General features: G+C 64.9%; 24 protein-coding genes. 12 read left to right on the forward strand and 12 right to left on the reverse strand.

All coding sequences use genetic code 11. The features are described 5' to 3' along the window. Window positions 1–138 precede the first annotated feature (138 nt). Window positions 139–543 carry a hypothetical protein gene (locus ACP2YP_RS01030; RefSeq protein WP_426421813.1) on the reverse strand — a complete coding sequence of 135 codons (405 nt, stop codon included), beginning with the start codon at window positions 541–543 and terminating at the stop codon, window positions 139–141. Window positions 544–818: 275 nt separating this feature from the next. Between ACP2YP_RS01030 and rpmI the strand changes: the two genes are divergently transcribed. Together rpmI and rplT are read left to right on the forward strand one after the other, a co-directional pair. Beyond that, window positions 819–1,019 (forward strand): 50S ribosomal protein L35, encoded by a 201-nt coding sequence (gene rpmI, locus ACP2YP_RS01035; RefSeq protein ID WP_007598540.1) that lies wholly within the window; start codon window positions 819–821, stop codon window positions 1,017–1,019. A gap of 80 nt (window positions 1,020–1,099) precedes the next feature. After that, window positions 1,100–1,459: a 50S ribosomal protein L20 gene (gene rplT / locus ACP2YP_RS01040; RefSeq protein WP_027535560.1), complete on the forward strand. Its 360-nt coding sequence runs from the start codon at window positions 1,100–1,102 to the stop codon at window positions 1,457–1,459. An 11-nt stretch (window positions 1,460–1,470) separates the two neighbouring features. Here the strand turns inward: rplT and ACP2YP_RS01045 are convergent, their stop codons facing one another. Further along, entirely contained in the window at window positions 1,471–1,836 is a 366-nt protein-coding gene (locus ACP2YP_RS01045) for a hypothetical protein (protein WP_426421814.1), read from the reverse strand. A 153-nt stretch (window positions 1,837–1,989) separates the two neighbouring features. On the opposite strand from ACP2YP_RS01045, the gene pheS reads away from it, so the two are divergent. The 4 genes from pheS (at window position 1,990) to ACP2YP_RS01065 (ending at window position 6,964) form a co-directional block, all read left to right on the forward strand. Then, the gene (pheS, locus tag ACP2YP_RS01050; protein ID WP_426421815.1) at window positions 1,990–3,072 is read left to right on the forward strand and encodes a phenylalanine--tRNA ligase subunit alpha; all 1,083 of its coding nucleotides are present in this window, start codon (window positions 1,990–1,992) and stop codon (window positions 3,070–3,072) included. A gap of 215 nt (window positions 3,073–3,287) precedes the next feature. After that, window positions 3,288–3,734: an endonuclease domain-containing protein gene (locus ACP2YP_RS01055; protein WP_426421816.1), complete on the forward strand. Its 447-nt coding sequence runs from the start codon at window positions 3,288–3,290 to the stop codon at window positions 3,732–3,734. After that, on the forward strand, window positions 3,731–6,139 hold the full coding sequence (pheT, locus tag ACP2YP_RS01060; RefSeq protein ID WP_426421817.1) for a phenylalanine--tRNA ligase subunit beta: 2,409 nt from the start codon (window positions 3,731–3,733) through the stop codon (window positions 6,137–6,139). The genes ACP2YP_RS01055 and pheT overlap by 4 nt, the downstream gene beginning before the upstream one ends. A 54-nt stretch (window positions 6,140–6,193) precedes the next feature. After that, the gene (locus ACP2YP_RS01065; RefSeq protein WP_426421818.1) at window positions 6,194–6,964 is read left to right on the forward strand and encodes a sulfite exporter TauE/SafE family protein; all 771 of its coding nucleotides are present in this window, start codon (window positions 6,194–6,196) and stop codon (window positions 6,962–6,964) included. On the opposite strand, the gene ACP2YP_RS01070 is transcribed toward ACP2YP_RS01065, so the two are convergent. Beyond that, on the reverse strand, window positions 6,961–8,358 hold the full coding sequence (locus ACP2YP_RS01070; protein ID WP_426421819.1) for a flavin monoamine oxidase family protein: 1,398 nt from the start codon (window positions 8,356–8,358) through the stop codon (window positions 6,961–6,963). The two genes, ACP2YP_RS01065 and ACP2YP_RS01070, sit on opposite strands and share 4 nt — an antisense overlap. Before the next feature lie 188 nt (window positions 8,359–8,546). On the opposite strand from ACP2YP_RS01070, the gene ACP2YP_RS01075 reads away from it, so the two are divergent. Then, entirely contained in the window at window positions 8,547–9,539 is a 993-nt protein-coding gene (locus tag ACP2YP_RS01075; protein WP_426421820.1) for a YiiX/YebB-like N1pC/P60 family cysteine hydrolase, read from the forward strand. Window positions 9,540–9,647: 108 nt separating this feature from the next. On the opposite strand, the gene ACP2YP_RS01080 is transcribed toward ACP2YP_RS01075, so the two are convergent. Continuing rightward, window positions 9,648–9,923 (reverse strand): metal-sensitive transcriptional regulator, encoded by a 276-nt coding sequence (locus ACP2YP_RS01080; RefSeq protein ID WP_426421821.1) that lies wholly within the window; start codon window positions 9,921–9,923, stop codon window positions 9,648–9,650. Between the two features lie 63 nt (window positions 9,924–9,986). Between ACP2YP_RS01080 and ACP2YP_RS01085 the strand changes: the two genes are divergently transcribed. The 3 genes from ACP2YP_RS01085 (at window position 9,987) to ACP2YP_RS01095 (ending at window position 13,739) form a co-directional block, all read left to right on the forward strand. Next, window positions 9,987–12,425, forward strand: a complete 2,439-nt coding sequence (locus ACP2YP_RS01085; protein ID WP_426421822.1) for a heavy metal translocating P-type ATPase — start codon at window positions 9,987–9,989, stop codon at window positions 12,423–12,425. A gap of 56 nt (window positions 12,426–12,481) precedes the next feature. Further along, window positions 12,482–12,928 carry a nickel-responsive transcriptional regulator NikR gene (gene nikR, locus ACP2YP_RS01090; protein ID WP_426421823.1) on the forward strand — a complete coding sequence of 149 codons (447 nt, stop codon included), beginning with the start codon at window positions 12,482–12,484 and terminating at the stop codon, window positions 12,926–12,928. Between the two features lie 70 nt (window positions 12,929–12,998). Continuing rightward, the gene (locus tag ACP2YP_RS01095; protein ID WP_426421824.1) at window positions 12,999–13,739 is read left to right on the forward strand and encodes a sulfate transporter family protein; all 741 of its coding nucleotides are present in this window, start codon (window positions 12,999–13,001) and stop codon (window positions 13,737–13,739) included. A 160-nt stretch (window positions 13,740–13,899) separates the two neighbouring features. On the opposite strand, the gene ACP2YP_RS01100 is transcribed toward ACP2YP_RS01095, so the two are convergent. The 3 genes from ACP2YP_RS01100 to nth are packed head-to-tail and all read right to left on the reverse strand — an operon-like array spanning window position 13,900 to window position 17,477. Then, complete coding sequence (locus ACP2YP_RS01100; RefSeq protein WP_426421825.1) at window positions 13,900–15,528, reverse strand: MFS transporter; 1,629 nt, start codon at window positions 15,526–15,528, stop codon at window positions 13,900–13,902. Beyond that, complete coding sequence (locus tag ACP2YP_RS01105; protein WP_426421826.1) at window positions 15,515–16,654, reverse strand: HlyD family secretion protein; 1,140 nt, start codon at window positions 16,652–16,654, stop codon at window positions 15,515–15,517. The genes ACP2YP_RS01100 and ACP2YP_RS01105 overlap by 14 nt, the downstream gene beginning before the upstream one ends. Before the next feature lie 37 nt (window positions 16,655–16,691). Beyond that, the gene (gene nth / locus ACP2YP_RS01110; protein WP_426421827.1) at window positions 16,692–17,477 is read right to left on the reverse strand and encodes an endonuclease III; all 786 of its coding nucleotides are present in this window, start codon (window positions 17,475–17,477) and stop codon (window positions 16,692–16,694) included. A gap of 22 nt (window positions 17,478–17,499) precedes the next feature. Here nth and ACP2YP_RS01115 point away from each other — a divergent pair, with 22 nt between their 5' ends. Both ACP2YP_RS01115 and ACP2YP_RS01120 read left to right on the forward strand, forming a co-directional pair. After that, window positions 17,500–18,018 (forward strand): DUF2244 domain-containing protein, encoded by a 519-nt coding sequence (locus tag ACP2YP_RS01115; RefSeq protein ID WP_426421828.1) that lies wholly within the window; start codon window positions 17,500–17,502, stop codon window positions 18,016–18,018. 54 nt (window positions 18,019–18,072) lie between these two features. Continuing rightward, complete coding sequence (locus ACP2YP_RS01120) at window positions 18,073–18,966, forward strand: methylated-DNA--[protein]-cysteine S-methyltransferase (RefSeq protein ID WP_426421829.1); 894 nt, start codon at window positions 18,073–18,075, stop codon at window positions 18,964–18,966. A 55-nt stretch (window positions 18,967–19,021) separates the two neighbouring features. On the opposite strand, the gene ACP2YP_RS01125 is transcribed toward ACP2YP_RS01120, so the two are convergent. The 5 genes from ACP2YP_RS01125 to pyrF form a co-directional block, all read right to left on the reverse strand. Next, window positions 19,022–20,980 (reverse strand): CocE/NonD family hydrolase, encoded by a 1,959-nt coding sequence (locus ACP2YP_RS01125; protein ID WP_426421830.1) that lies wholly within the window; start codon window positions 20,978–20,980, stop codon window positions 19,022–19,024. A 45-nt stretch (window positions 20,981–21,025) separates the two neighbouring features. Further along, window positions 21,026–21,649: a 2,3-bisphosphoglycerate-dependent phosphoglycerate mutase gene (locus tag ACP2YP_RS01130; protein ID WP_426421831.1), complete on the reverse strand. Its 624-nt coding sequence runs from the start codon at window positions 21,647–21,649 to the stop codon at window positions 21,026–21,028. A 25-nt stretch (window positions 21,650–21,674) separates the two neighbouring features. Further along, entirely contained in the window at window positions 21,675–22,490 is an 816-nt protein-coding gene (gene dapB, locus ACP2YP_RS01135; RefSeq protein WP_426421832.1) for a 4-hydroxy-tetrahydrodipicolinate reductase, read from the reverse strand. 271 nt (window positions 22,491–22,761) lie between these two features. Beyond that, window positions 22,762–23,073, reverse strand: a complete 312-nt coding sequence (locus ACP2YP_RS01140) for a DUF1330 domain-containing protein (RefSeq protein WP_426421833.1) — start codon at window positions 23,071–23,073, stop codon at window positions 22,762–22,764. Between the two features lie 77 nt (window positions 23,074–23,150). Further along, the gene (gene pyrF, locus ACP2YP_RS01145) at window positions 23,151–23,861 is read right to left on the reverse strand and encodes an orotidine-5'-phosphate decarboxylase (protein WP_426421834.1); all 711 of its coding nucleotides are present in this window, start codon (window positions 23,859–23,861) and stop codon (window positions 23,151–23,153) included. Window positions 23,862–23,866: the final 5 nt, after the last annotated feature.

A 23,866-nucleotide genomic window follows, 5' to 3' on the forward strand; every position in this document is an offset into this window, starting at 1 on the left:
TCGGCGCGCACTTTGCGCGCCGGGTGAGGGCTTTCTCCTCTAGGGGGTTCCTCGCTCGCGGCGACACCCTCTCCCCAACCCTCCCCCGCAGGCGGGGGAGGGAGCGCACCGCCGTGATGGCAACGATTTGCCCCGAACTCAGGTCCGCGTCGCCTGCCAGGTGCCGCTGCATTGATCTCCGGAAATGACGCCCCTCCAGGAGCCTCCACCCGCCGCGCCGCCGAGCCGGCCGCCGCCGCTGGCATGAGATGCGCCGACCGACACCTGGACCGCGACAGCACCGCGACGATTGACCCTGCCGGAGACCCGGCCACCGCCGGCGGACGACACCCGGCTGCCGGTCACGGTGAAGGGAACGCTGTAGCCCGAACTGCAATTGCCGCGGGTGGTGGCGAAGGTGACGTTCCAGACGCCGTCATAGCCGCCAATGCGAGCAGCGGCAGTCGACGGGACAGCGGCCGTGGCGAGCACGGCCAGCAGCGCCAGACGGTATGGGCGGGTGATGATGGACAAGGGGGAGGACGATCGGGAGAAATGGGCCATTTTGGTCCTGCTTCGAACAACACGATTTGGACAAGCATGGTAACAATCGGAATAGTCGGCGGCCACGTTCCGACGGTTCACCGTTGCCAATTCGCACGTCCTCTGTCATAAGGCCGACCTTCATCGCCCGGCTGATTAAGGGCTGCCGTGGCGGTGTTTCGTGCGGGTTTCGCGCTTGTTCGCAAAAACCTGAGCACAATCAACGCTCTAACGAGCATTTTAGACGGCCAGCCGCCTTCGCAGGCGGCATTCTGTTGTGGCCATAGGAGAGCAAAATGCCCAAGCTGAAGACCAAATCGGGCGCTAAAAAGCGCTTCAAGGTGACTGCCACCGGCAAAGTGATGTTCGCTCATCGCAGCAAGCGTCACGGCATGATCAAGCGGACGAAGAAGCAGATCCGTCAGCTTCGCGGCACTGCTGTGCTGTTCAAGACCGACGGCGACAACGTCAAGAAGTACTTCTTGCCGAACGCCTGATCGCGTCCACGATCATTGCCATCTCTGCCGCGTCGTTCGCGGCAATCCGAAACCTAAGTCATCTCTGAAGGATATTTGTCATGTCTCGCGTCAAACGCGGTGTGACCGCCCACGCCAAGCACAAGAAAGTCTACAAGGCCGCCAAGGGCTTCTACGGCCGCCGCAAGAACACCATCCGCGCCGCCAAGCCGGCCGTGGAGAAGGCCCAGCAGTACGCGTTCCGTGACCGCAAGCGCAAGAAGCGCACCTTCCGCGCGCTCTGGATCCAGCGCATCAACGCGGCGGTCCGTCCGTTCGGCCTGACTTACAGCCGATTTATCGACGGCATGGCCAAGTCCGGCATCACCGTAGACCGCAAGGTGCTGTCGGATCTCGCGATCCACGAGCCCGCGTCGTTCCAGGCGATCGCCGAGAAGGCCAAAGCTGCGCTCGCGGCCTAATTGAGCCAGCGCTAGCGGGCCTTCCGGCCCGCAGCCTTCAGCGCGCGTTGCGAGTAACGCTGGGCGACCTCCGCCCGGCAGAATGCCGTAAACGAGAGATACATGGTGCCGGACTTGTTCCGGTACTTGCCGTCGCACACGCGCATCGCGCGTATGTAGGCTTGCGTCTCGGCGGCGCTGAGCTCGACGTCGCCGCTCGCGGTCAGTCCGCAATCCCTGAAGACCTTCATCGCGCTGTCGCAGCCCTTCTGAGCGCTGATGGTGTCGGCGACCTCGTCCAGCGTCATGGATTTGTCCATGCAGACCATGGCGCGCGCCGGGGTGGCAGCGACCGACAGAACGATGGCGAGAGCGGCCAAACAGGATTTCGAAAGCATCGCGGAAGTCTCCTCTCAATCTTCCCTTGGTGCCCGGCTCCCGCGCGAGGTTCAACCCAGCTGGTCCTATGCCCGGAATGACCGGCTTTTTGCTTGACGTTACGGCCTTCGGGCGGCGACAACCCAGCCGAATTTGGCAGCAAGGATTTGACTGTGTCCGACCTCGCAACGCTCGAAACATCCATCCTCGACCAGATCGCCGCCGCCGGCGATGAAGCCGCGCTCGAAGCGGTGCGCGTCGCGGCCCTCGGCAAGAAGGGCTCGATCTCGGCGCTGCTTGCCACGCTCGGCAAAATGTCGCCCGACGAGCGCAAGTCGCAAGGCGCCGCGATCAACCAGGCCAAGGACAAGGTCACCGAGGCGCTCGCCGCACGGCGCGACCTGCTGAAGTCCGCGGCGCTCGATGCGCGGCTGGCGTCCGAGACCATCGACGTCACGCTGCCGCTGCGCGATGCCCAAGTCGAGGCCGGCCGTATCCATCCGCTGAGCCAGGTCTGGGACGAGCTGACCACGATCTTTGCCGACATGGGTTTCTCGGTCGCCGAAGGCCCTGACATCGAGACCGACGACTACAACTTCACCAAGCTGAATTTTCCGGAAGGCCATCCGGCGCGCGAGATGCACGACACGTTCTTCTTCCATCCGAAGGAGGACGGCTCGCGCATGCTGTTGCGCACCCACACCTCGCCGGTGCAGGTGCGCACCATGCTCACCCAGAAGCCGCCGATCCGCGTGATCTGCCCGGGCCGCACCTACCGCATCGATTCCGACGCGACCCACACGCCGCAATTCCACCAGGTCGAAGGCCTCGTCATCGACAAGCATTCGCATCTCGGCCACCTCAAATGGATCCTGCACGAGTTCTGCAAGGCGTTCTTCGAAGTCGACCACATCAACATGCGCTTCCGTCCCTCGTTCTTCCCATTCACCGAGCCGTCGCTGGAAGTCGATTTGCAGTGCCGCCGCGATAAGAACGAGATCCGCTTCGGCGAGGGCGATGACTGGATGGAGATTCTCGGCTGCGGCATGGTGCATCCGAACGTGCTGCGCGCCTGCGGCATCGATCCCGACGAGTACCAGGGCTTTGCCTGGGGCATGGGCATCGACCGCATCGCCATGCTGAAATACGGCATCGCCGACCTGCGCCAGCTGTTCGACAGCGACGTCCGCTGGCTCAACCATTACGGCTTCAAGCCGCTCGAAGTGCCGACACTCGCGGGAGGGCTGAGCTCGTGATGGCGATGCTCGGCCATACGATGACTCGCGCCGTTCCCTTCGTGGAGAGAACCCTCTCCCTGCCCCTCCCCCGCAAGCGGGGGAGGGAATGGATGGAGCGAGTGCGTGGCGCTGATATCATGGATACGTATTCTCTAGCCGCCCGACAGGTCGGACTCCCTCCCCCGCTTGCGGGGGAGCGCTGGGGTGAGGGTGTCTCCGCAATGGGGTTGCCAATGGTCGATCCTGAACATCCGGGCTGGAAAGTACCAGCCAGGCTTCGAGCCAATGCGCGCACGCTCAGGCGCAACTCGACCGATGTAGAGCGAATCCTCTGGTCGGAACTGCGCGCCAACCGGTTGAATGGCGTGAGCTTCCGCCGCCAAGTGCCGATCGAGCGCTACATCGCCGATTTCATCTGCCATGCGGCAAAGCTCGTCATCGAACTCGATGGCGGCCAACACTTCTCGGACGATGGCGGGCGCGCCGATGCGCGTCGCTCCGCCGCAATCGAAGCGAAGGGCTTCAAGGTGCTCCGCTTCAGCAATCTCGATGTCATCACCAATCGTGGCGGCGTTCTCGAAACAATCGCGACTGCCGTCGCGGAGAGAGCCCCCACCCCAACCCTCCCCCGCAAGCGGGAGAGGGAGCAGACCGTCTCCGTGGAGAAAAAGCAGCCATGAAATTCACCCTCTCCTGGCTGAAGGATCATCTCGAGACCGACGAGCCGCTCGAAAAGCTCGCCGACAAGCTCACCATGATCGGGCTCGAGGTCGAGAATATCGAGGACAAGGCGAAGGCGCTGAAGTCTTTCACGATCGCGAAGGTAATCTCGGCCGAGCAGCATCCCAATGCTGATCGCCTGCGCGTCTGCATGGTCGATACCGGTGACGGTGGCGCGCCGGTGCAGGTCGTGTGCGGTGCGCCGAATGCGCGCGCCGGGCTCGTCAGCGTGTTCTCGCCGCCCGGCACCTACATTCCCGGCAAGGACATCACGCTCGGTGTCGGCACCATCCGCGGCGTCGAAAGCCGCGGCATGCTGTGCTCGGCGGCCGAGCTTCAGATCTCCAACGACCATGACGGCATCATGGAATTGCCGGCGGACGCGCCTGTTGGCGCCGGCTATGCCGAATGGGCCGCGCTCGGCGATCCCGTGGTCGAGATCAACCTGACGCCGAACCGGCAGGATTGCACCGGCGTGCACGGCATCGCGCGCGATCTCGCCGCCGCCGACATGGGCAAGTTCAGGGATCCCTCCATCAAGCCGATCAAGGGTGAATTCCCCTGCCCGGTGAAGGTCACGGTTGAAGACGCCGCGCTGTGCCCGGGTTTTGCGCTGCGCCTCGTGCGGGGCGTGAAGAACGGTCCGTCGCCGGAATGGCTGCAGAAGCGGCTGACCGCGATCGGCCTGCGCCCGATCAATGCGCTGGTCGACATCACCAACTTCATGACTTATGACCGCGCGCGTCCGCTGCACGTGTTCGACGCCAAGAAGGTGATGGGCAATCTCGTGGTGCGCCGTGCCCGCGACGGCGAGGCGCTGCTCGCGCTCGACGGCCGCGCCTACAATCTCGATCCCTCGATCTGCGTGATCGCGGACGAGCACGGCGTCGAATCGCTCGCCGGCATCATGGGCGGCGTAGCCTCGGGCTGCGACGAAAACACCACCGACGTGCTGATCGAATCGGCGCTGTGGAACGAGATCAACGTCGCCCAGACCGGCCGCAAGCTCGGCATCAACTCCGATGCGCGCTACCGCTTCGAACGCGGCGTCGATCCCGCTTTCATGGTGCCCGGGCTGGAGCTCGCCACCAGGCTGGTGCTGGAGCTGTGCGGCGGCACGCCGTCGGAGAACGTCGTCGTGGGCAAAACCTTCGGCGACGATCGCGTGATCGATTTCCCGCTCACCGAGGTCAAGCGTCTCTCCGGCATCGAGGTGCCGCAGGTCGAGATGAAGCTGATCCTGACCCGTCTCGGCTTCATGATGGCGGGGCCCGGCCCTGTGGTGAAGGTCGCGGTGCCGTCGTGGCGCTCGGACGTGCATGGCAAGGCCGACATCGTCGAGGAGGTCATCCGCATCTACGGCGTCGACAAGGTGCCGATGACGCCATTCGAGCGCGGCGAAGACGCGCGCAAGTCCGTGCTGACGCCGCTGCAGCTTCGCACCCGCCGCGCCAGGCGCGCGCTCGCAAGCCGCGGCATGGTCGAGGCGGTGACGTGGTCGTTCATCACAAGACCTGCGGCAAAATTGTTCGGCGGCGGCCAGCGCGAGCTCGAAGTCGCCAACCCGATCGCCGCCGATCTCTCCGACATGCGGCCGAGCCTGCTGCCGGGCCTGGTCGCAGCCGCACAGGCCAATGCCGATCGTGGCTTTGGCGACGTCGTGCTGTTCGAGGTCGGTCAGGTGTTCAGGGGCGATCGCCCGCAGGATCAGTTCATGGCCGCGAGCGGCGTGCGCCGCGGCCTTGCCTCATCGGACGGATTGGGACGGCACTGGTCGGGCTCGGCGCAGGCCGATGTCTTCGACGCCAAGGCCGACGCGCTCGCGGTGCTGGCCGCCGCCGGCGCGCCGATGCAGGCGCTCCAGATCGTCGCCGGCGGTCCCTCCTGGCTGCATCCGGGCCGCTGCGGCACGATCCAGATCGGCCCGCAGAACGTTCTCGGTCATTTCGGCGAGATGCATCCGCGCGCGCTGGAGACGCTCGGCGCCGACGGCCCGCTTGTTGTGTTCGAGGTGATCCTCGACCGGATTCCGGAAGCGAAGAAGAAGCCGACCCGCGCCAAGCCGCTGATCGAGCTGTCCGCGTTCCAGCCGGTGTCGCGCGACTTCGCCTTCATCGTCGACCGTGCCGTGAAGGCCGGTGACATCGTGCGCGCCGCGCTAAGCGTCGACAAGAAGCTGATCACCGGTGTCAACGTGTTCGACGTCTACGAGGGCAAGGGCATCGACGACGACAAGAAGTCGATCGGCATTGCGGTGACGATCCAGCCGCGCGAGAAGACGCTGACCGACCAGGAGATCGAGGCAGTCGCTGCGAAGATCGTGGCGGAGGTCACGAAGAAGACCGGCGGCATGTTGAGAGCATGATGCCGAAAGTGTGAAGCGGTTTTCGGACAACATCATGCTCCAGAATCATCAAGCATGACCTTCGCTGACTTCCTCCCCAAGGACGTCAGCCTTACGGTCGCGATGGCGCTTTGCGCCATCGCTTTCGTTTCGGGCACCGCGCGCGGCTTCTCCGGCTTCGGCTCGGCGCTGATCTTCATGCCACTGGCGAGCAGCGTCGCGGCGCCGCGGCTGGTTGCGGCACTGCTCCTCGTCATCGATTTTGTCGCGGCCGTGCCGCTTTTGCCCGACGCGTGGCGGAAGGCCGACCGCAAGGCCACCGCCGTGATCGTGCTGGGCGCGCTGGTCGGCGTGCCGGTCGGCACTTATTTCCTGAGCGTGCTCGAGCCCATCACCACGCGCTGGATCATCTCCTGCTTCGTGGCCGCGCTGCTTCTGTTGCTGCTGTCGGGCTGGCGTTATCGCGGCAAGGACCGCGCCTGGCTCTCGGTCGGTATCGGCGGCCTCTCCGGCTTCTGCAGCGGCCTGGCGCAGACCGGCGGACCGCCGATCGTCGGCTACTGGCTCGGCCGTCCCATTGCGCCGATCGTCGCGCGCGCCAACATCGTGCTGTTCTTCGGCGCCTCCGATTTCTTCTCGATGATCAGCTATGCCACCACCGGCCTGATCTCGCGCGAGTCGCTGGTGCTCTCGTTGATCGTCGGCCCGGTCTACGCGATCGGCGTCGCCTTCGGCGCATCACTGTTCGCCCGCGCCAGCGAAGCGATATTCCGCGGCATCTGCTACGCGCTGATTGCGATGGCGGTGATCGCCGGGTTGCCGGCGCTGGACGGAATTTTGCGCTAGTTGCTTTGCGGACGCGGCGTGCGGCGCCGCTTCGTCGACTGCGTCGGCACCTCGGCGGGCTCGTCCTTGAGCGCACCGATCTTGCGGAGGGCGGCGTCCGCGGCGCGCTCGCCGCTTTCCCAGGCGCCGTCGACCGTGCCCCAGAGCGTCTCGTGGGTGGCTTCGCCGGCGAGGAACATGTTGCCGATCGGCTCGGCCAGGACTTTTCGCGACAGCTGCCCGCCGGGCGAGGCCGCCGACATTGCGCCCATGACATAGGGCGAGGCATTCCAGCGCGTTACAGCGGTCTTCTGCACGGCGGCTGCCGCCTCGCTGCCGAACAGCTTCGTAATCCACTCCTTTGCGAAGGCCGCCATCGCCTTCTCGCCTTGCTGGGAGAGGTCACGGCCGAACGAGCCGCCGACGTCGATCGAGCACAGCGAGGAGCCGCCGATATTGGCGAACATCAGCGCGGTGCGCGTCGAGTTGCTCTGCTCGATCAGGATATCGTCGCGCGAGAGCCCGAGCGGATTTCCCGGCAGTTGCAGCACGATGTGATCGTAGCTGCCAAGCGTGAGCTTTGACGCCGCGTCGAGCGTACGCTTCGGGATATCGGGCGCGAACTTGATCACCCCGCTCGTCAGCACATTGGTCGAGACCGTGATGATGGCGGCGCGCGCGGCGATCTTCCCGGCCTGCGTCTCCACGCTGACGTCGCGATTGCTCCAGACAATCCGGCTTGCCGGGGTCGCAAGCACAACCGGCGCCTGCTCGCCGAGCCTGGCGATCAGCATGCCCAGACCCTGTCGGCAGGCGATCGGGGCGTTTCGGTCCTGCGCACGCGCCTTGTCGATCGCCGACAGCTCCTTTAGGTCCTTGCCGGCAAAACTCGCACCGAGCACGAATTCGGCGGCGCCCGCCCAATCGCCGAGATCTTTGGGCAGGACCGACGCGCAGGACGTATCGAGCTTGCCGCGTCCCGCCTCGTCGATGGCGCGGTTGGCGCGCACCAGCGCCGCCAAAAACTCCTCGGTCTCGCCCGCGCGCGCATTGCGGCGGCCGATGCGCATCTTCTGGCCCGACGGTGCCGGGGAGACATCGAGCCCGGCGCTGCGCGCCAGCCGGACCATCGGGTTGGTGTCGGGATTGTGCATCCAGCGCGCACCACGATCGAACGGCACGTCGAAGGTGGTGCTGTCGGTGATGCAGCGCCCACCGATTTGCGACGCCGCTTCCACCACCACGACCTTGCGATTGGCCGCCATGACCCGCCGCGCCGCAGCGATACCGGCCGCGCCAGCACCGATCACGACAATGTCAGCCTCGCGCGGCAGCGGCGCGGCCGTGGCGCCCAGGACCGGCATTGCGGCCAAAGCCGCCGACGCCGATAGGAAGCTGCGGCGCGTGATTGTCATGTCATGGTTTCCGGGGACTTGCGACGAACGGGAACAGCCCCAGAACCTTGCCGCATCTGATGTTGCACAGCAACCATCGTGGTGAATCAATCGTGCTTGAACCCGCAGAGCCATGAACCGAATTGCAACAGGTTTCGACCATGCTACAGATGAAAAAAGACGGCGGGAAAAAGCCGTTGGGGGAGTTCATGGGGACCGTCCTAGATTCAGTCGGCAAGGTGATAGCCGCGTACCTCTCGAAGGAGGTGCCGGGCTACGAGCCGTTCACGCCGAGCGACCCCGAGCATTTGCGCGGCGTGATCCAGCCCGGCGACGTGATGCTGGTCGAAGGCAACAACCGCATCTCCGGCATCATCAAATATCTGACGCAGTCGACCTGGTCGCATGCCGCGCTCTATGTCGGCCCCGTCGAGGGCGCCATGGAGCCTAACGGCGAGCCGCATGTGCTGATCGAGGCCAATATCGGCGAGGGCGTCACCTCCGCGCCGCTGTCGAAATATTTCCCCTACCACACCCGCGTCTGCCGCCCGGTCGGGCTGTCCTACGAGGACCGCACCACGGTGTGCCGCTATGCCATCAACCGCATCGGCTTCGGCTACGACACCAAGAACATCATCGACCTGATGCGCTTCCTGTTTCCTCTGCCGATACCGCAGCGATGGCGGCGGCGCATGATTGCGATCGGCTCGGGCGATCCGACCAAGATCATCTGCTCGGCGCTGATCGCGCAGGCTTTCGACGCCGTGCGCTATCCGATCCTGCCGAAGATCACCAAGGCCGGCAGCCGCGCCGCCCGCCGCGAGATCCTGCACATCCGCGATTCCTCGCTCTACATGCCCCGCGACTTCGACATCTCGCCCTACTTCGAAGTGGTCAAACCCACCATCGTGCACGGCTTCGACTACACAGCCTTGCACTGGGCCGACAAGCAAAAGCCGCTCGAGGAGGTAGCGGGCTCATTCGGTGTGTTTCCAGAAACGGTCAGTGCGCCGCCGCTCGTTCCTGAAGCGATTGACGAAGAGGCGCCGGCCGAAGTTCCGGCTGCAGAAGTGACGAGCGAACCCGCGCCGACCGCCGAGACGGTCGAACGCGTCACCGACTCCGCACATTTCCCGCTGCTGAAGAGGCTCGCGATGTACCGGCCGAGACACCGCGGGCGCGCGAGGGAGCGAGCGGCGTAAACGAACTTCAACCACCGTCATTGCAAGCGCAGCGAAGCGATCCAGAATCTTTCCGCGGAGGGACTCTGGATTGCTTCGCTGCGCTCGCAATGACGGGAGGGGCCCAGCCTACCGCTCAGCCCGTCCGATCACCGCCATCAGCTCCGCGATCTTCTCGCGTTGATCCACTCTGTCGCCGCTCGCAATGGCTTGCTCGACGCAATGGGCGACGTGGTCCTTCAAGACCTCTTCCTCGACCCGGCGCAGCGCGGCGCGCACCGCCGAGATCTGCGTGACGATGTCGATGCAGTAGCGGTCCTCCTCGACCATTTTCGACAGGCCGCGAACCTGGCCCTCGATCCGGCCGAGACGTTTTCCGACGGATGCCTTGATGTCCTTGCGCATGGGGTTTATATACCCCTACCGGGTATGGGTTGCAAGTCCCTGGTACAAGGCCGGAGCATGGGAATGAACGACGCGGACCACAAGCATCATCACGATGGGGACACGCATTCCGGATGCGGCTGCTCCGCCAAGACCGCGGCGCCCCCGAAGCCGGCCTCGTCCTGCTGCGGCGATCATGCCCATCATCACGATCATGACCACAACGCAGCCGCGACAAAGGTCCTCGATCCCGTTTGCGGGATGACGGTCGATCCCGCGACCTCAAAACACCGCTTTGAGCATCACGGCGTGACTTTCCATTTCTGCTCGGCCGGCTGCCGCACCAAATTCGCTGCCGATCCCGCAAAGTATCTCGCAAAAGAGAAAACGCCCGAACCGGAGATGCCGGCGGACACGATCTACACCTGCCCGATGCATCCGGAGATCCGCCAGGTCGGACCCGGCAGCTGCCCGATCTGCGGCATGGCGCTTGAGCCGGAGGTCGCGAGCCTGGAGACCGGACCGAATCCGGAGCTCGCCGACATGACGCGGCGGTTCTGGATCGGCGGCGCGCTGGCGCTGCCGCCTGTGGTGCTGGAGATGGGCGGACACCTCGCGGGCCCGCACAACTGGATCGACCCGACACTGTCGAACTGGATCCAGCTCATCTTCGCCACGCCCGTGGTGTTCTGGGCCGGCTGGCCGTTCCTGGTGCGCGGCTGGCAATCGGTACTGACGCGCAACCTCAACATGTTCACGCTGATCGCGATGGGCACGGGAGTAGCCTATGTCTACAGCCTGATCGGCACGATCGCGCCGCAGATTTTTCCGGCGACTTTCCGCAGCCATGAGGGCACGGTCGCCGTCTATTTCGAGGCGGCCGCCGTGATCACCGTCCTGGTTTTGCTCGGCCAGGTGCTGGAGCTGCGCGCCCGCGATGCGACATCGGGCGCGATCAAGGCGCTGTTGCAGCTCGCGCCGAAGACCGCGCGACGCGTCGATGCCGATGGCAATGAGCATGAAGTCGAAATCGACTCCCTGCAGGCCGGCGATTCCTTGCGCGTTCGTCCCGGCGAAAAAGTACCGGTCGACGGCGTCATCCTCGAAGGCCGCTCCTCGCTCGACGAATCCCTCGTGACGGGCGAATCCATGCCGGTCACTAAGGAGACCGGTGCAAAAGTGATCGCCGGCACGCTAAATCAGTCGGGCAGCTTCATCATGCGGGCCGACAAGGTCGGGCGCGAGACCCTGCTGTCGCAGATCGTGCAGATGGTCGCGGATGCGCAGCGCTCGCGCGCGCCGATCCAGCGGCTGGCCGACCAGGTCGCCGGCTGGTTCGTGCCGACCGTCATCGCTGTCGCTATCGCAGCCTTCGCCGCCTGGGCCTGGTTCGGGCCGGAGCCGCGGCTCGCCTTCGGCCTCGTCGCCGCCGTCAGCGTGCTGATCATCGCCTGCCCCTGCGCGCTGGGCCTGGCGACGCCGATGTCGATCATGGTCGGCGTCGGCCGCGGCGCGCACGCCGGCGTCCTGATCAAGAACGCCGAAGCGCTGGAGCGCATGGAGAAAATCGACACGCTGGTGGTCGACAAGACCGGCACGCTGACCGAGGGCAAGCCAAAAGTCGTCGCGATCGTGCCGGCGTCTGGCTTTGCCGAGGATGACATCCTTCGGTTTGCAGCCAGCGTCGAGCGCGCCAGCGAGCATCCGCTCGCTGACGCCATTCTTCGCGCGTCGAAGGAGAAACAGCTCACGCTCGGCCAAGTCGAACAATTCGATTCGCCGACGGGCAAGGGCGCGACCGGCAAGGTTGATGGCAAGACTGTCGTCCTCGGCAACGCAAAGTATCTGACATCGATCGGAATCGACACCAACGCGCTTGACGCGGAGGTTGAGCACCTGCGTGGCGACGGCGCCACCGTCATCTACATGGCGATCGATGGCAAGCTCGCCGGACTGTTTGCCATCGCCGATCCGGTCAAGGCTTCGACCCCGGAGGCGCTGAAGGCGCTCGCCGCCGAAGGCATCAAGGTCATCATGCTGACCGGCGACAACCGCACCACGGCCGAAGCGGTCGCGCGCCGGCTCGGCATCGCCGACGTCGAAGCCGAGGTGCTGCCGGACCAGAAGAGCGCCGTGGTGACGAAGCTGCAAAAGGCCGGCCGCAGCGTCGCAATGGCGGGCGACGGCGTCAACGACGCGCCGGCGCTGGCGGCAGCCGAAGTCGGCATCGCCATGGGCACCGGCACCGATGTGGCGATGGAAAGCGCGGGCATCACCCTGCTCAAGGGCGACCTCACCGGCATCGTGCGTGCGCGAAAACTGTCGCAGGCGACGATGAGCAACATCCGGCAAAACCTGTTCTTCGCCTTCATCTACAACGCCGCCGGCATTCCGATCGCCGCCGGCATCCTCTATCCCGCCTTCGGCGTGCTGCTGTCGCCGATCATCGCGGCCGCTGCGATGGCGCTGTCCTCGGTAAGCGTGGTCGGCAATGCGCTGCGGTTGCGCGCAACGCGACTGTGATCATGACGGAATCCGTGTAGAACAGGTCCATTCGGCGGTGCCGCGGAGAGGACCTGATGCAGCGGATTACGATCACGATCGAGGACGATCTTTTGGCGGAGATCGATGCGGCGGCGGAAGCGCGCGGCTACCAGAACCGCAGCGAGATCATCCGGGATCTCGCGCGGGCCGGCCTGCAGCAATCGACCGAGGGCACCGCGCAAACCGGCGCCTGCGTCGCCGGTCTCGTCTATGTCTACGACCACGCCGCGCGCGATCTCTCAAAGCGGCTGGTGCAGGAATTCCACGGCCATCACGACCTCGCGCTCGCGACCCTGCACGTCCATCTCGACGACAACAATTGCATGGAGATGACAGCGCTGCGCGGCGACGCCGGCGAGGTCAGGCACTTTGCTGATCACATCATCGCGGAGCGCGGCGTACGCTATGGGCGCGTGGTGATGATTCCGACGGGGGAGGGGAAGCCGGCCAAGGTGCGGAAGCACGGGCACCGGCACGAGTAGCAGGTCAGCCTCCCTTGCCGAAGCGGCCCGGGGTGTCTACCTCTCGCAAGTGATTTCGTGAGAGGGTTCCATGCTGGATGCCGCCATCAAGGCGCTGTCGCAAATGATGTCGCCGCCGATGCGCTCGATCCTCTGGCGATCGATCGGCCTTGCGCTGGTGCTGATCGTCGTGCTGGCGATCGGGTTGCAGCGGCTGTTGAGCTGGTTCGCCACCTATGGCGAGGTCTGGCTGGAGGGCCTGCTCGGACCGAGCTGGCACTCGTCCCTGGAGGTGCTGGCCTGGATCATCTCGATTGCGGCCGGCCTCGGCGTGGTGTTCGGCAGCGTGTTCCTGATGCCCGCGATCACCTCGCTGGTGGCGAGCTTCTTCGTCGACGACGTCGCCGATATCGTCGAACGCGAATATTATCCGGCCGAGCGGCCGGGCACGGCACTGCCGTTCAATCAGGCGATCTTCGAGGGCATCAAAACCGCGCTGCTGACCATCCTGGTCTATCTCGTCGCGTTACCGCTGGTGTTTTTGGCCGGTGCCGGTTTCCTGATCTTCTTCCTCGCCGCCGCCTGGCTGTTGGGCCGCGAATATTTCGAGCTCGCCGCGATGCGTTTCCGCTCGCCGGAGGACGCCAAGGCAATGCGGCGCGACAATGCCGCGACGATCTTCACCGCGGGCCTCTTCATCGCGGTCTTCGTCTCGATTCCGGTCGTCAACCTGGCCACGCCGATCTTCGGCATGGCCCTCATGGTCCACATGCACAAGCGGCTGTCCGGACCGCGGCCCGAGCTGATCGAGCCGGCGCGGCAGATGCGGTGACGGTGTTCTCCCTCTCCCGCTTGCGGGAGAGGGTGTCTCCGCGATTGGATAATCCCCTAGAGGACAGAACCCTCACCCGGCACTACGTGCCGACCTCTCCCGCAAGCGGGAGAGGTGACCGACCTTGCAGCGGGATTGAACGAGCCAATCACCTCGGCGTTCACGTCACCTGCACCCCGCATTTCCTTAGCAGCATCTTGGCGAAGCCAAACGGCGCCGGGGTGAACGGGCCCGGCGGTGCGCGGGTGATCAAAGCAATAAAGCCGAGCGCGGCCATCGCCAGCCAGAAACAGAGCCAGAAGCCGTCGATATAGGCGAGCACATTGGCCTCGCGCTGCACGAAGCTTGCGAGCGTGCCAACCGCCCGCGCCTGAGCCGAGCCCGCGCCATGAGCTGCAAAGTGATCGGCAAGCTGCTTCAGCGCACGCACCACGTTGACGTCGCCGACTTCCAGGTTCTGGCCGATATAGAAGGAATGTATCTGCTCGCGGACGCGGAGCCACGTTCCCATCAATGCCACGCCGATCTCGGCGCCGCCGAGCCGCATGATCTGGATATAGGCGGCAAACGATGTCGCGCGGCTCGGATCGGAGTTGGACAGCGCGATGATGATCAGGGGCAACAGCGTCGTCGACTGGCCGACCGCCTGCAGCAGGACGATGCCGACAAAGTTCTCCCGCGCCCAGTCATGGGTGAGCTGGGTGCCCCAGAGATTGGCGGCCGCGAAGCAGGCAAATCCCACCACCGTCAGCGCGCGCGCATCGAAATGGCGCAGCAGCCAGATCGAAACAGGCACCAGCACGAACATGGGCAGCGCGCCATAGGTGAGCAGCAGCAGCCCGCTTTGTTCCGGCCTGAGCAGAACGACGTTACCGAGGAAGTTCGGCACCAGCGACGAGTTGGAGAGCGAGGTCAGCGTGTAGAGCAGGATTGCTACCAGCGACAGGCCGATATTGCGCGAGAACAGCACGTTCACATGCGCCCAGGGCTGCCGCACCAGCGACTCGTTGATGAGGAAAGCGACGAACAACACCCCGCCGCCGACCAGCAGAGCCATCACCGTGCCGGAGCCGAGCCAGTCGAGGCGATTGCCCTGATCGAGGCCGGCATAGATCATCCCGACCCCCGCGCCGAGCAGCAGCATGCCGCCCCAATCGGCCTCGCGCAGCAGCGCGCGATTGACCGGCTCGTTCGGCGTTCCCAGATAGACCATCAGGCCCATCAGCGGCGCGATCACGACGCTCTGCCAGTACAGCCATTGCCAGCCGAGGTGATCGACATAGAAGCCGACCAGTGAGGTCGAGCTGTCCAATGCAAAGCCGACGCGGATCGAATAGAGCGCAATCGCGGGCAGCCACCAGCGGATCGGCAGATTGCGGAACACGATCATCAACGTCGCCGGCACGAAGGTGCCGAGCAGCAGGCCATGCACGACGCTGAGCGCGATCAGCGTCGGATAGTCGCGCACGAAGGGGAGGATCAGCGAAACGATTGCGTAGACGAGGCTCGGAATGGCAAGCACGCGGCGCAGGCCGAACACGGTCGCGAGCCACGCTACTGCCGGCGCGATGAAGATCTGCGAGCCGATGCCGGCGGTGGAGAGCCAGGCGCCTTCGTCGAAGCTGAGCCCGAACACGCCGCGCAGGTCGGGCAGGCCGACGGTGGTCAGCCGGCTGTCGAAATTGGCGAGAAACGAGCCGAGCAGCACGGCGGCGACCGCAAACAGCGGCTGCGCCGCGACGCCGCCGCGCGAGACGGGGCCGCGCCCGGCATCGTCACTTTCCGCCATCTGCGCCCTTCGTGTCGATCCTGGTGACGACCGACATGCCCGGCACCAGCCGCGCCAGCAGCGGCTGGTTGTCGTCGAACTGGATGCGGACGGGAATGCGCTGAACGACTTTGGTGAAATTGCCGGTCGCATTGTCAGGCGGCAGCAGCGCGACCTGCGCGCCGGTCGCGGGCGCGATGCGCTCGACCCTGCCGCGCAGCTTTTCGCGCGGGAAACTGTCGACGGTGATCTCGACCGGCTGACCCGGCACGACGTGCGTGAGCTGGGTCTCCTTGTAGTTCGCGATCACATAGACTTTTGGCAGCGGCACCACGTTGATGAGATTGGTGCCGATATTGACGTAATCGCCGGGCTGCACCTGGCGCTCGCCGACGACGCCGTCGAACGGCGCCGTGATTTTGGTGTAGCCAAGCTTGAGCTTCGCGCTCGCCAGCGTCGCCTTGGTGGCGTCGAGATCGGCGGCGCGCTGCTTCTTGGTGCCTTGCAGGACTTCGAGCTGATGCTGCTGGGCAGCGATCACGGCGCGGCTGGCGCGCACGTCGGCCTGCGCCTTGGCATAGCCTGCGACCGCCTGCTCGTAGCGCTGCCGTGTCCCGGACTCGGTCTGCGTCAGCGATTGCTGGCGGTCCTGCTCCTGCTTGGCCTCGACCTCCAGCGCTTCGGCCGACAGCCGCGAGGCCTCGGCCTGCGCGATCGTCGCATATTGCAGCTCGATCTGGTTGGCCAGATTGTCGAGCACGGCTTGCGCGGCGGCGACCGCGGCCTCGGACTGCGCGACCTGGGCCTCGTAGTCGGCGGGATCGATCTGGATCAGGAGATCGCCGGCCTTGACGCGCTGGAAGTCGGTCACGGCGACGGTCAGCACCTCGCCGGAGACGCGGCTCGCAAGCCGCGTCAGCTCGGCGCGGACATAGGCGTCATTGGTGGTCTGGACCACTTCATTGCCGACCCACTCGTCGAAGCGCAGCGTTGCCAGCGCGACGAAGGCGAGCGCGACGATCACGGCAAATAGCGGGATCGCGAGCCGGCTCCAGAGCGAGCTCGCCGGGCGCTGCGTCGGCTTGGATTGCATCGCCGGCGCCGAAGCGGCCGGCTGAGGCGACGAAACTTGTTCCTGCTGACTCACGATAGGCCCCCAAAACCACTTTGCCCGAACGCCGTCCTCAAACCGTCTTCTCCGGCCACCGGCAGAGATCGTTGATCAGGCAAACCTCGCAGCGCGGCTTGCGCGCGAGGCAAGTATAGCGGCCGTGCAGGATCAGCCAATGATGGGCATGCAGCATGAACTCGGCCGGAATCACCTTTTCGAGACCGAGCTCGACGTCGAGCGGGGTCTTGCCGGGTGCGAGCCCGGTGCGATTGCCGACGCGAAAAACATGGGTGTCCACCGCCATGGTGTGCTCGCCGAAGGCCATGTTGAGCACGACGTTGGCGGTCTTGCGTCCCGCGCCCGGCAGCGACTCGATCCCGGCACGCGTGCGCGGCACCTCGCCGCCGAAATCGCTGAGCAACTTGGCCGACAGCGCGATCACGTTCTTCGCCTTGGTACGGTAGAGGCCGATGGTCCTGATGTATTCGCGCAAGGACTCTTCGCCGAGGTCGAGCATCTTTTGCGGGGTGTCCGCGATCTCGAACAATTCCCGTGTCGCCTTGTTGACCCCGGCATCGGTCGCCTGCGCCGACAGCACCACGGCGACCAGCAGCGTAAACGGATTGACGTGCTCGAGCTCGCCCTTCGGCTCGGGGTTGGCCTTGCTGAAGCGGCTGAAGACCTCGCGAACCTCTGCCGGCGTCCAAGGTTCGATAAAATTGGGTTTTGTTGCCTTGAGCGATTTTTTGGCCGGCGCCGAGTTCTTAGCGGAAGGCTTGGGCTTCGCGACGGCTGCCTTTGCCTTTTTCTTCGGCACCGCCGCTTTGCGCGGGGCCGGCTTGCGGGTGATTTTCGCCATGATCGGGATATACTGAGGGACGATGAGCACAGGCAACGAAATTGAGCGCGAAAGCGAGCAGCAGATCTTCTCCGCGCTGCTGACGCCGCACCGCTCGCTGAACCGCACCGGCTTTCTCGCCGTGATGCTGTTCCTGAGCGTCGTCAGTTTCGTCACCGGCATTGTCTTCCTGATGATGGGCGCCTGGCCGGTGTTCGGCTTTTTCGGCCTCGACATTCTCGTGATCTGGTGGGCTTTCAAGGCTAATTTCCGCACCGCGCGGGCGCGCGAGGAGATCACGGTCTCGGCTACCGAATTGCGCGTGCGGCGGGTCAGCCATCGCGGCCAGGTCGCCGAATGGACCTTCAATCCGCTCTGGGTCCGCCTCGACACGGAAGTCGACGAGGATTTTGGCATCGAGCATCTCTATCTGATCTCGCGGGGCCACCAGATCCAGATCGCCCGCTTTTTGGGACCGGATGAAAAGGCAAGCTTTTACAAAGGCTTGATAGAGGCGCTCAACGCCGCCAAGCGCGGCCCGACCTACAACCCGCTGACCTGAGCGCAGTCAGAAATCGGGTGGTTTCGAAGCCTCCCCTCTCCTACATTTCCGGTCATGATGACACTCGCCATACATGACAAGCGCCTGGCCAAGCCGGGCACCCAGAACGCCGCGCTGCGCGACTATGATTCCGTGCGCCGGGCGATCGCCTTCATCTCGGAGAAGTGGCGCGCGCAGCCGACCATTGAGGCGATGGCCGATGCGGCTGGCGTCACGCCGGACGAGCTGCACCATCTGTTCCGCCGCTGGGCCTCGATCACCCCGAAGGCTTTTATGCAGGCGCTCACCCTGGATCACGCCAAGGGTCTGCTGCGGGACTCCGCGAGCATCCTCGATGCCGCGCTCGACTCGGGCCTCTCGGGGCCGGGCCGGTTGCACGATCTCTTCGTCACCCATGAAGCGATGTCTCCAGGTGAATGGAAGAACGGCGGCGCTGGCCTCACCTTGCGCTACGGCTTCCATCCCTCGCCGTTCGGCACCGCGATCGTGATCGCGACCGATCGCGGTCTCTCGGGTCTCGCCTTTGCCGATCCCGGCGAGGAGAAGGCCGCGCTCGCCGACATGACGCGGCGCTGGCCAAAGGCCACTTACGTGGAAGATCACGAAGGCACCGCGCCGCTGGCGCAGCGCATCTTCGACACGAAACTGTGGCGGCCGGACCAGCCGCTGCGGGTGGTGATGATCGGCACCGATTTCGAGGTGCGGGTGTGGGAGACGCTGTTGAAGATCCCGATGGGACGTGCGGTGTCGTATTCCGACATCGCCTGCAACATCAACAATCCGAAGGCCTCGCGCGCCGTCGGTGCTGCCGTCGGCAAGAACCCGGTCTCCTTCGTCGTGCCCTGCCACCGCGCGCTCGGCAAGAGCGGCACGCTCACCGGCTATCACTGGGGCATCACCCGCAAGCAGGCGATGCTGGGCTGGGAGGCCGGGCAAGTCGCGCAATAATCGCCGCGCACGCCGCCGATGCGTCTTTCCATTTGAGGCGTTGACCGTCAGCCGATCACGAGCGCTCGGGGATAATCGGCAACACCACGTGCGACGGCCTATCGCGGTCCACATAGATGCTGTTGCGGGCCACCCGCCGCGACAGGCCCTTGCCCTCGGGTGCGCCGGTGTTCGGATTGACGTCGAAGTGAGGAAAGTTGCTCGACGAGATATCGAGCCGGATGCGGTGCCCGCGCTTGAAGAGATTGGCGGTGGGGAAAGTCTCCACCGTCACTGCAACGGGTACGCCCCGCTGCAGCATCTCGGGCTTCTCCCAAGAATTGCGATAGCGGAGCCGCAGGATGCCATCTGTCAGGTTCATGGCAAAGCCCTGCGGATAATCGGCTGACGATGGATAGACGTCGATCAGCTTGACGGTGATGTCGGTATCGGGCTGGTCGGACGAAATCCAGAGGCGAGCCACGATCGGCCCGGTGATTTCGATGTCCCGATCGAGCACAGGCGTCTCGAAAACCAGCACGTCGGGGCGGGCGGCCAGCGGAAGATAAGGCTCACGCGAGCCGAAGAAGCGTGGCCCTTCGGTCTGGTCGAAGGCCCCCCCGACCATCACCGGAGCACCTGAGGTCACGGTGCCGCCGATCGTCGGCACTGGATGCGCCGGATCGAAATCGAAGGTGAGCGGCGCGGTTGCTGCGGCTGGCGGCTCCGGCGCCAGCAGGCCGTTCTCGTGCAGATGATAGGATGTATTGCGCGCGTCAGGGATCGGCCAGTCCTTTTCGGCTCGCCAGCGCCCGCCATGGTCGAGCCGGCCCGCAGCGTTGCGGCGCCCGGAGCCGCCGCCCATGACGAAAATCCGCACCGGCGGCTCTTCGGCCACGCCATTGGGCTCACCCTTCAGCCAGGCGTCGAACCAGCGCAATCTCAGGCTTAGATAGTCCGGCGCCAGATTCCCGTCGAGTGTGGCGGCCGGACCGAAATCGACGTCGCCCGCATAGGTCCGCGAGCGATCGCCGTGAGTCCACGGGCCGAGGATCAGCCTGACCGGACCCTTCTTGCGGGCCTTGAGGCCGATGTAATTCTCGGTCGCTGTGCGCGGATAGGGATCATACCAGGCTGACATGTGCACCATCGGCGCGTCGCTGAACTGGTCGTAATAGCCCGCGGCGTGGATGCCGATCTGCTTCCAGTAGTCGTCAAAATTGCCGTGTTCCCACTGGTCGTAGACGTAGTTTTCGTACTCCGGAGCGGGCGTCAGTGGAGAGTGGCCGCGTTTCCAGGGCATACGCGCGAACCAGGCCCTCAGGTCGATCGCTTTCATTTCGGCGAGCCGGACCGGATCGTTCTGCACCGCAGGGCTGACGATGCCGTTGTTGAAGCCCCAGGTCACCTGTTTCAGCTCGAAGGCGCCGCCCTGGCGAATCCCGCCCTGGTAGGAATTGGAAAAGCCGCCACTGTCGAGAAACATCGCGGCAATGCCTGGCGGATTGGTGCAGCCGAGCGCACCCTGGGTATGGGCCGCGTAGGAAAGCCCCATGGTGCCAATCTTGCCGTTGCACCACGGCTGCGCCACGATCCATTTGCAGCAATCGTAACCGTCGTTTCCATCACTCAAATATTTGACGAACTCGCCTTCGGAATCATAGCGCCCGCGGCAGTCCTGATAGATCACCACATAGCCGCGTCTTGCAAAGAACGCTCCGACCTCGGCACGCGATTTCGGCTCCGGCTCCGCGACGGACAATTCGGATCGGCTGACGATATTGCGGCCATAGGGCGTGCGTTCGAGAATGACCGGGAACGGACCCGGCAGCGCCTTCCCGTTCAGCGCCGGGCGGTAGACATCCGTGGCAAGCCTGATGCCGTCGCGCATCGGCACCATGATCCTGGCTTCGAGGATCGTCTCATACGCCTCGGCGGCCTTGCCGGCGCCGGCGGCCGACATCAAACCGAGGCCAATGCCGAGCTTGGCCACTTCACGCCGGGAGATGCCGTTGCGTCCTGAACCGTCCCCCATGGAAGCCCGCCCTCTCTGCACCGCTCCGCACCAGTTCCCGATCGATTACGATGCCAGATCCAGCTTCGACGCCACCGTCGAATCCGCATTGAGGCGGTAGATGATCGGCACGCCGGTCGCGAGCTCGCGCTTCAAGATGCCTTCGGGCGACAGCTTCTCCAGCACCATGATGAGCGCGCGCAGCGAATTGCCGTGGGCGGCAACCAGCGTGCGCTTGCCGTTGAGCACGCCGGGCAGGATCTCCTGAACGTAGTACGGCAGCGCGCGCGCCAGCGTGTCCTTCAGGCTTTCGCCGCCGGGCGGCGGCACGTCGTAGGAGCGGCGCCAGATCAGCACCTGGTCCTCGCCCCATTTCTTGCGTGCGTCGTCCTTGTTGAGGCCGGAGAGGTCGCCGTAGTCGCGCTCGTTCAGGGCGAGGTTCTTCGATGTCGGCAGGCCCTTCTGGCCGAGCTCGCCAAGAATGATATCGAGCGTGTGCTGCGCGCGCGTCAGCACCGAAGTGTAGGCGACGTCGAACACGAGGCCCTGTGCCTTCAGCTTGCGGCCGGCTTCCGAGGCTTCCTTCACGCCGAGCTCGGTGAGGTCAGGATCCTTCCAGCCGGTGAACAGGTTCTTCAGATTCCATTCGCTCTGGCCGTGCCGCACCAGCACGAGAAGACGTTCGCTCATTGACTATTTCCGTTGCATGTTTCGTTCAGATGTCGGCGAGGCCGAGGACATCGGCCATGGAGTAGTGCCCCGGCTCCTTGCCGTGCGCCCACAGCGCCGCCTTCAGCGCGCCGTGCGCGAACAGCATGCGATCTTCGGCGAGATGCGACAGCGTCAGGCGCTCGAACGGGCCGAGGAAGGCGACGCTGTGCTCGCCGGCGACGGTGCCGCCGCGCAAGGACGCAAAGCCGATCGCGCCCGGCTTGCGCGCGCCGGTGATGCCGTCGCGGCCGCGTTCCGCATTGTCCTCGAGCGAGATGCCGCGGCCGCTAGCTGCCGCCTGACCCAGCATCAGCGCAGTGCCGGAGGGCGCATCGATCTTCATGCGGTGATGGGTTTCGACGATCTCGATGTCGAAACTCTCGTCGAGCGCCTTGGCGACGCGCTTGACCACCGCGGCGAGTAGATTGACGCCCAGGCTCATATTGCCTGATTGCACCACGACGGCGCGGTTGGTGACGCTCTTGATCACGGCGTTGTCCGAGGCCGAGAGCCCGGTGGTGCCGATGACATGGATGAGCCCGCGTTCGGCCGCGATCGCGACATTGGCGATGGTCGCGGCCGGCACGGTGAAATCGAGGATGCCGTCGGCCTCTTTCGACATCGCCCAGAGGTCAGCGGACAGCTTGATGCCGTTGGCCGGCAGGCCGGCGAGCACGCCGGCATCCTTGCCGAGCAGCTCCGAGCCCGGCGCCTCCAGCGCACCAGCCAGCACCGCGCCTTTGCTCTCGGCAATCGCCCGCGTCAGGGCGCGGCCCATCCGGCCGCCGGCTCCAGCAACAATCAAGCGCATGTCTGACATGGTGTGATCCTCTTAAGGCGCCGTTGTAGCGGCGGGATGCAGTTCCGGCAACCGAGGGGGATCAGGCAGGGTCGCCTGCGGCCATCCTTCGAGACGCCCGCCTGCGGCGGGCCCTCAGGATGAGGTCACGTATCGCGGTGAGATCTCAGACCCTCATGGTGAGGAGCCCGCCAAAGCGGGCGTCTCGAACCATGCAGGCCGCTCACGTTCGGTAGCCCCCCTAGTACAGGCGATAGGCTCCGCCTGCGGGGCAAGGGCGAAAGACCGCGTCTCAACCGTCCGACGGCTGCGGGCCGTCATAGCCCTCGATGATGATGAGGTCGGCGATCGAGTGCGGCTGGCGCACCTTGATGTTGGCCTGGTATTCCAGCGAATTGTAGCAGGCGATCGCGGTCTGGTAGTCCGGGAATTCGATCACGACGTTGCGGGTCCGGCTGGCGCCCTCGACGGTGGTGAACTTGCCGGCGCGGACGACGAAGCGGCCGCCCCATTTCCTGAAGATCGGACCATTGGCGACGGAGTAGGGCTTGTAGCCCTCGTCACTGCTCACATCGACGCGCCCGATCCAGTAGCCTTTTGCCATTGTTCTTCTCCCTGTGTTGTTACCTATTTGAGCATGATCTGATCGGAAAACCGCTTCTCACTTTTCCGGACCATGCTCTAGCCGAGCGCCTGCGCGATCTCGGCCTGGATGGCTTCAGCGATCGCCTTGGGGTCGGTGGCTTCCACCACCGGCCGCCCGACGACGAGATAATCGGCGCCCGCGACAATCGCACGACCGGGCGTCATGATGCGCTTCTGGTCGCCGGTTGCCGAACCTGCCGGGCGAATCCCCGGCGTGACGAGATGCATCTGGTGACCGACGACCTGGCGCAGGCTGCCGACTTCCTCAGGCGAGGACACCAGCCCGTCGATGCCGAGCACCTGTGCCTGCTGCGCGCGCGCTTCGACGAGCTCGGAGACGCCGAGCCGGTAGCCGGCCGCATGCAGATCGTCCTCGTTGTACGAGGTCAGCACCGTGACGGCGAGGATCTTCAAGTTCGAGCCGCCGCGGCCTTCGACGGCGCCCTTCATGGTCTGCGGATAGGCGTGCACGGTGAGGAAGGTCGCACCTAGCTTGGTGATGCTCTCGACGCCTTGCGTCACGGTGTTGCCGATGTCGTGCAGCTTGAGATCGAGAAAGACCTTCTTGCCCTTGTCGGCAAGCTTGGCGACCAGCGGCAATCCGCCGGCATAAGCGAGACGGTAGCCGATCTTGTAGAAAGTGACGCTGTCGCCGAGCCTTGCGATCATCGCCTCCGCGGCGTCGACGCTGGGCAAATCGAGCGCAACGATCAGGCGGTCCTTTGGGGCGATTTCGGCCGGCGTCATGTCAC

It is taken from the genome of Bradyrhizobium genosp. A, from assembly GCF_049949275.1.
Taxonomy (GTDB): domain Bacteria; phylum Pseudomonadota; class Alphaproteobacteria; order Rhizobiales; family Xanthobacteraceae; genus Bradyrhizobium.

Bases quoted from the DNA above. Each gene is read 5' to 3' on its own strand.
- ACP2YP_RS01030 (WP_426421813.1), bottom strand. From the start codon at position 543: ATGGCCCATTTCTCCCGATCGTCCTCCCCCTTGTCCATCATCACCCGC.
- rpmI (WP_007598540.1), top strand. From the start codon at position 819: ATGCCCAAGCTGAAGACCAAATCGGGCGCTAAAAAGCGCTTCAAGGTG.
- rplT (WP_027535560.1), top strand. From the start codon at position 1,100: ATGTCTCGCGTCAAACGCGGTGTGACCGCCCACGCCAAGCACAAGAAA.
- ACP2YP_RS01045 (WP_426421814.1), bottom strand. From the start codon at position 1,836: ATGCTTTCGAAATCCTGTTTGGCCGCTCTCGCCATCGTTCTGTCGGTC.
- ACP2YP_RS01055 (WP_426421816.1), top strand. From the start codon at position 3,288: ATGGTCGATCCTGAACATCCGGGCTGGAAAGTACCAGCCAGGCTTCGA.
- pheT (WP_426421817.1), top strand. From the start codon at position 3,731: ATGAAATTCACCCTCTCCTGGCTGAAGGATCATCTCGAGACCGACGAG.
- ACP2YP_RS01065 (WP_426421818.1), top strand. From the start codon at position 6,194: ATGACCTTCGCTGACTTCCTCCCCAAGGACGTCAGCCTTACGGTCGCG.
- ACP2YP_RS01070 (WP_426421819.1), bottom strand. From the start codon at position 8,358: ATGACAATCACGCGCCGCAGCTTCCTATCGGCGTCGGCGGCTTTGGCC.
- ACP2YP_RS01075 (WP_426421820.1), top strand. From the start codon at position 8,547: ATGGGGACCGTCCTAGATTCAGTCGGCAAGGTGATAGCCGCGTACCTC.
- ACP2YP_RS01080 (WP_426421821.1), bottom strand. From the start codon at position 9,923: ATGCGCAAGGACATCAAGGCATCCGTCGGAAAACGTCTCGGCCGGATC.
- ACP2YP_RS01085 (WP_426421822.1), top strand. From the start codon at position 9,987: ATGAACGACGCGGACCACAAGCATCATCACGATGGGGACACGCATTCC.
- nikR (WP_426421823.1), top strand. From the start codon at position 12,482: ATGCAGCGGATTACGATCACGATCGAGGACGATCTTTTGGCGGAGATC.
- ACP2YP_RS01095 (WP_426421824.1), top strand. From the start codon at position 12,999: ATGCTGGATGCCGCCATCAAGGCGCTGTCGCAAATGATGTCGCCGCCG.
- ACP2YP_RS01100 (WP_426421825.1), bottom strand. From the start codon at position 15,528: ATGGCGGAAAGTGACGATGCCGGGCGCGGCCCCGTCTCGCGCGGCGGC.
- nth (WP_426421827.1), bottom strand. From the start codon at position 17,477: ATGGCGAAAATCACCCGCAAGCCGGCCCCGCGCAAAGCGGCGGTGCCG.
- ACP2YP_RS01115 (WP_426421828.1), top strand. From the start codon at position 17,500: ATGAGCACAGGCAACGAAATTGAGCGCGAAAGCGAGCAGCAGATCTTC.
- ACP2YP_RS01120 (WP_426421829.1), top strand. From the start codon at position 18,073: ATGATGACACTCGCCATACATGACAAGCGCCTGGCCAAGCCGGGCACC.
- ACP2YP_RS01125 (WP_426421830.1), bottom strand. From the start codon at position 20,980: ATGGGGGACGGTTCAGGACGCAACGGCATCTCCCGGCGTGAAGTGGCC.
- ACP2YP_RS01130 (WP_426421831.1), bottom strand. From the start codon at position 21,649: ATGAGCGAACGTCTTCTCGTGCTGGTGCGGCACGGCCAGAGCGAATGG.
- dapB (WP_426421832.1), bottom strand. From the start codon at position 22,490: ATGTCAGACATGCGCTTGATTGTTGCTGGAGCCGGCGGCCGGATGGGC.
- ACP2YP_RS01140 (WP_426421833.1), bottom strand. From the start codon at position 23,073: ATGGCAAAAGGCTACTGGATCGGGCGCGTCGATGTGAGCAGTGACGAG.
- pyrF (WP_426421834.1), bottom strand. From the start codon at position 23,861: ATGACGCCGGCCGAAATCGCCCCAAAGGACCGCCTGATCGTTGCGCTC.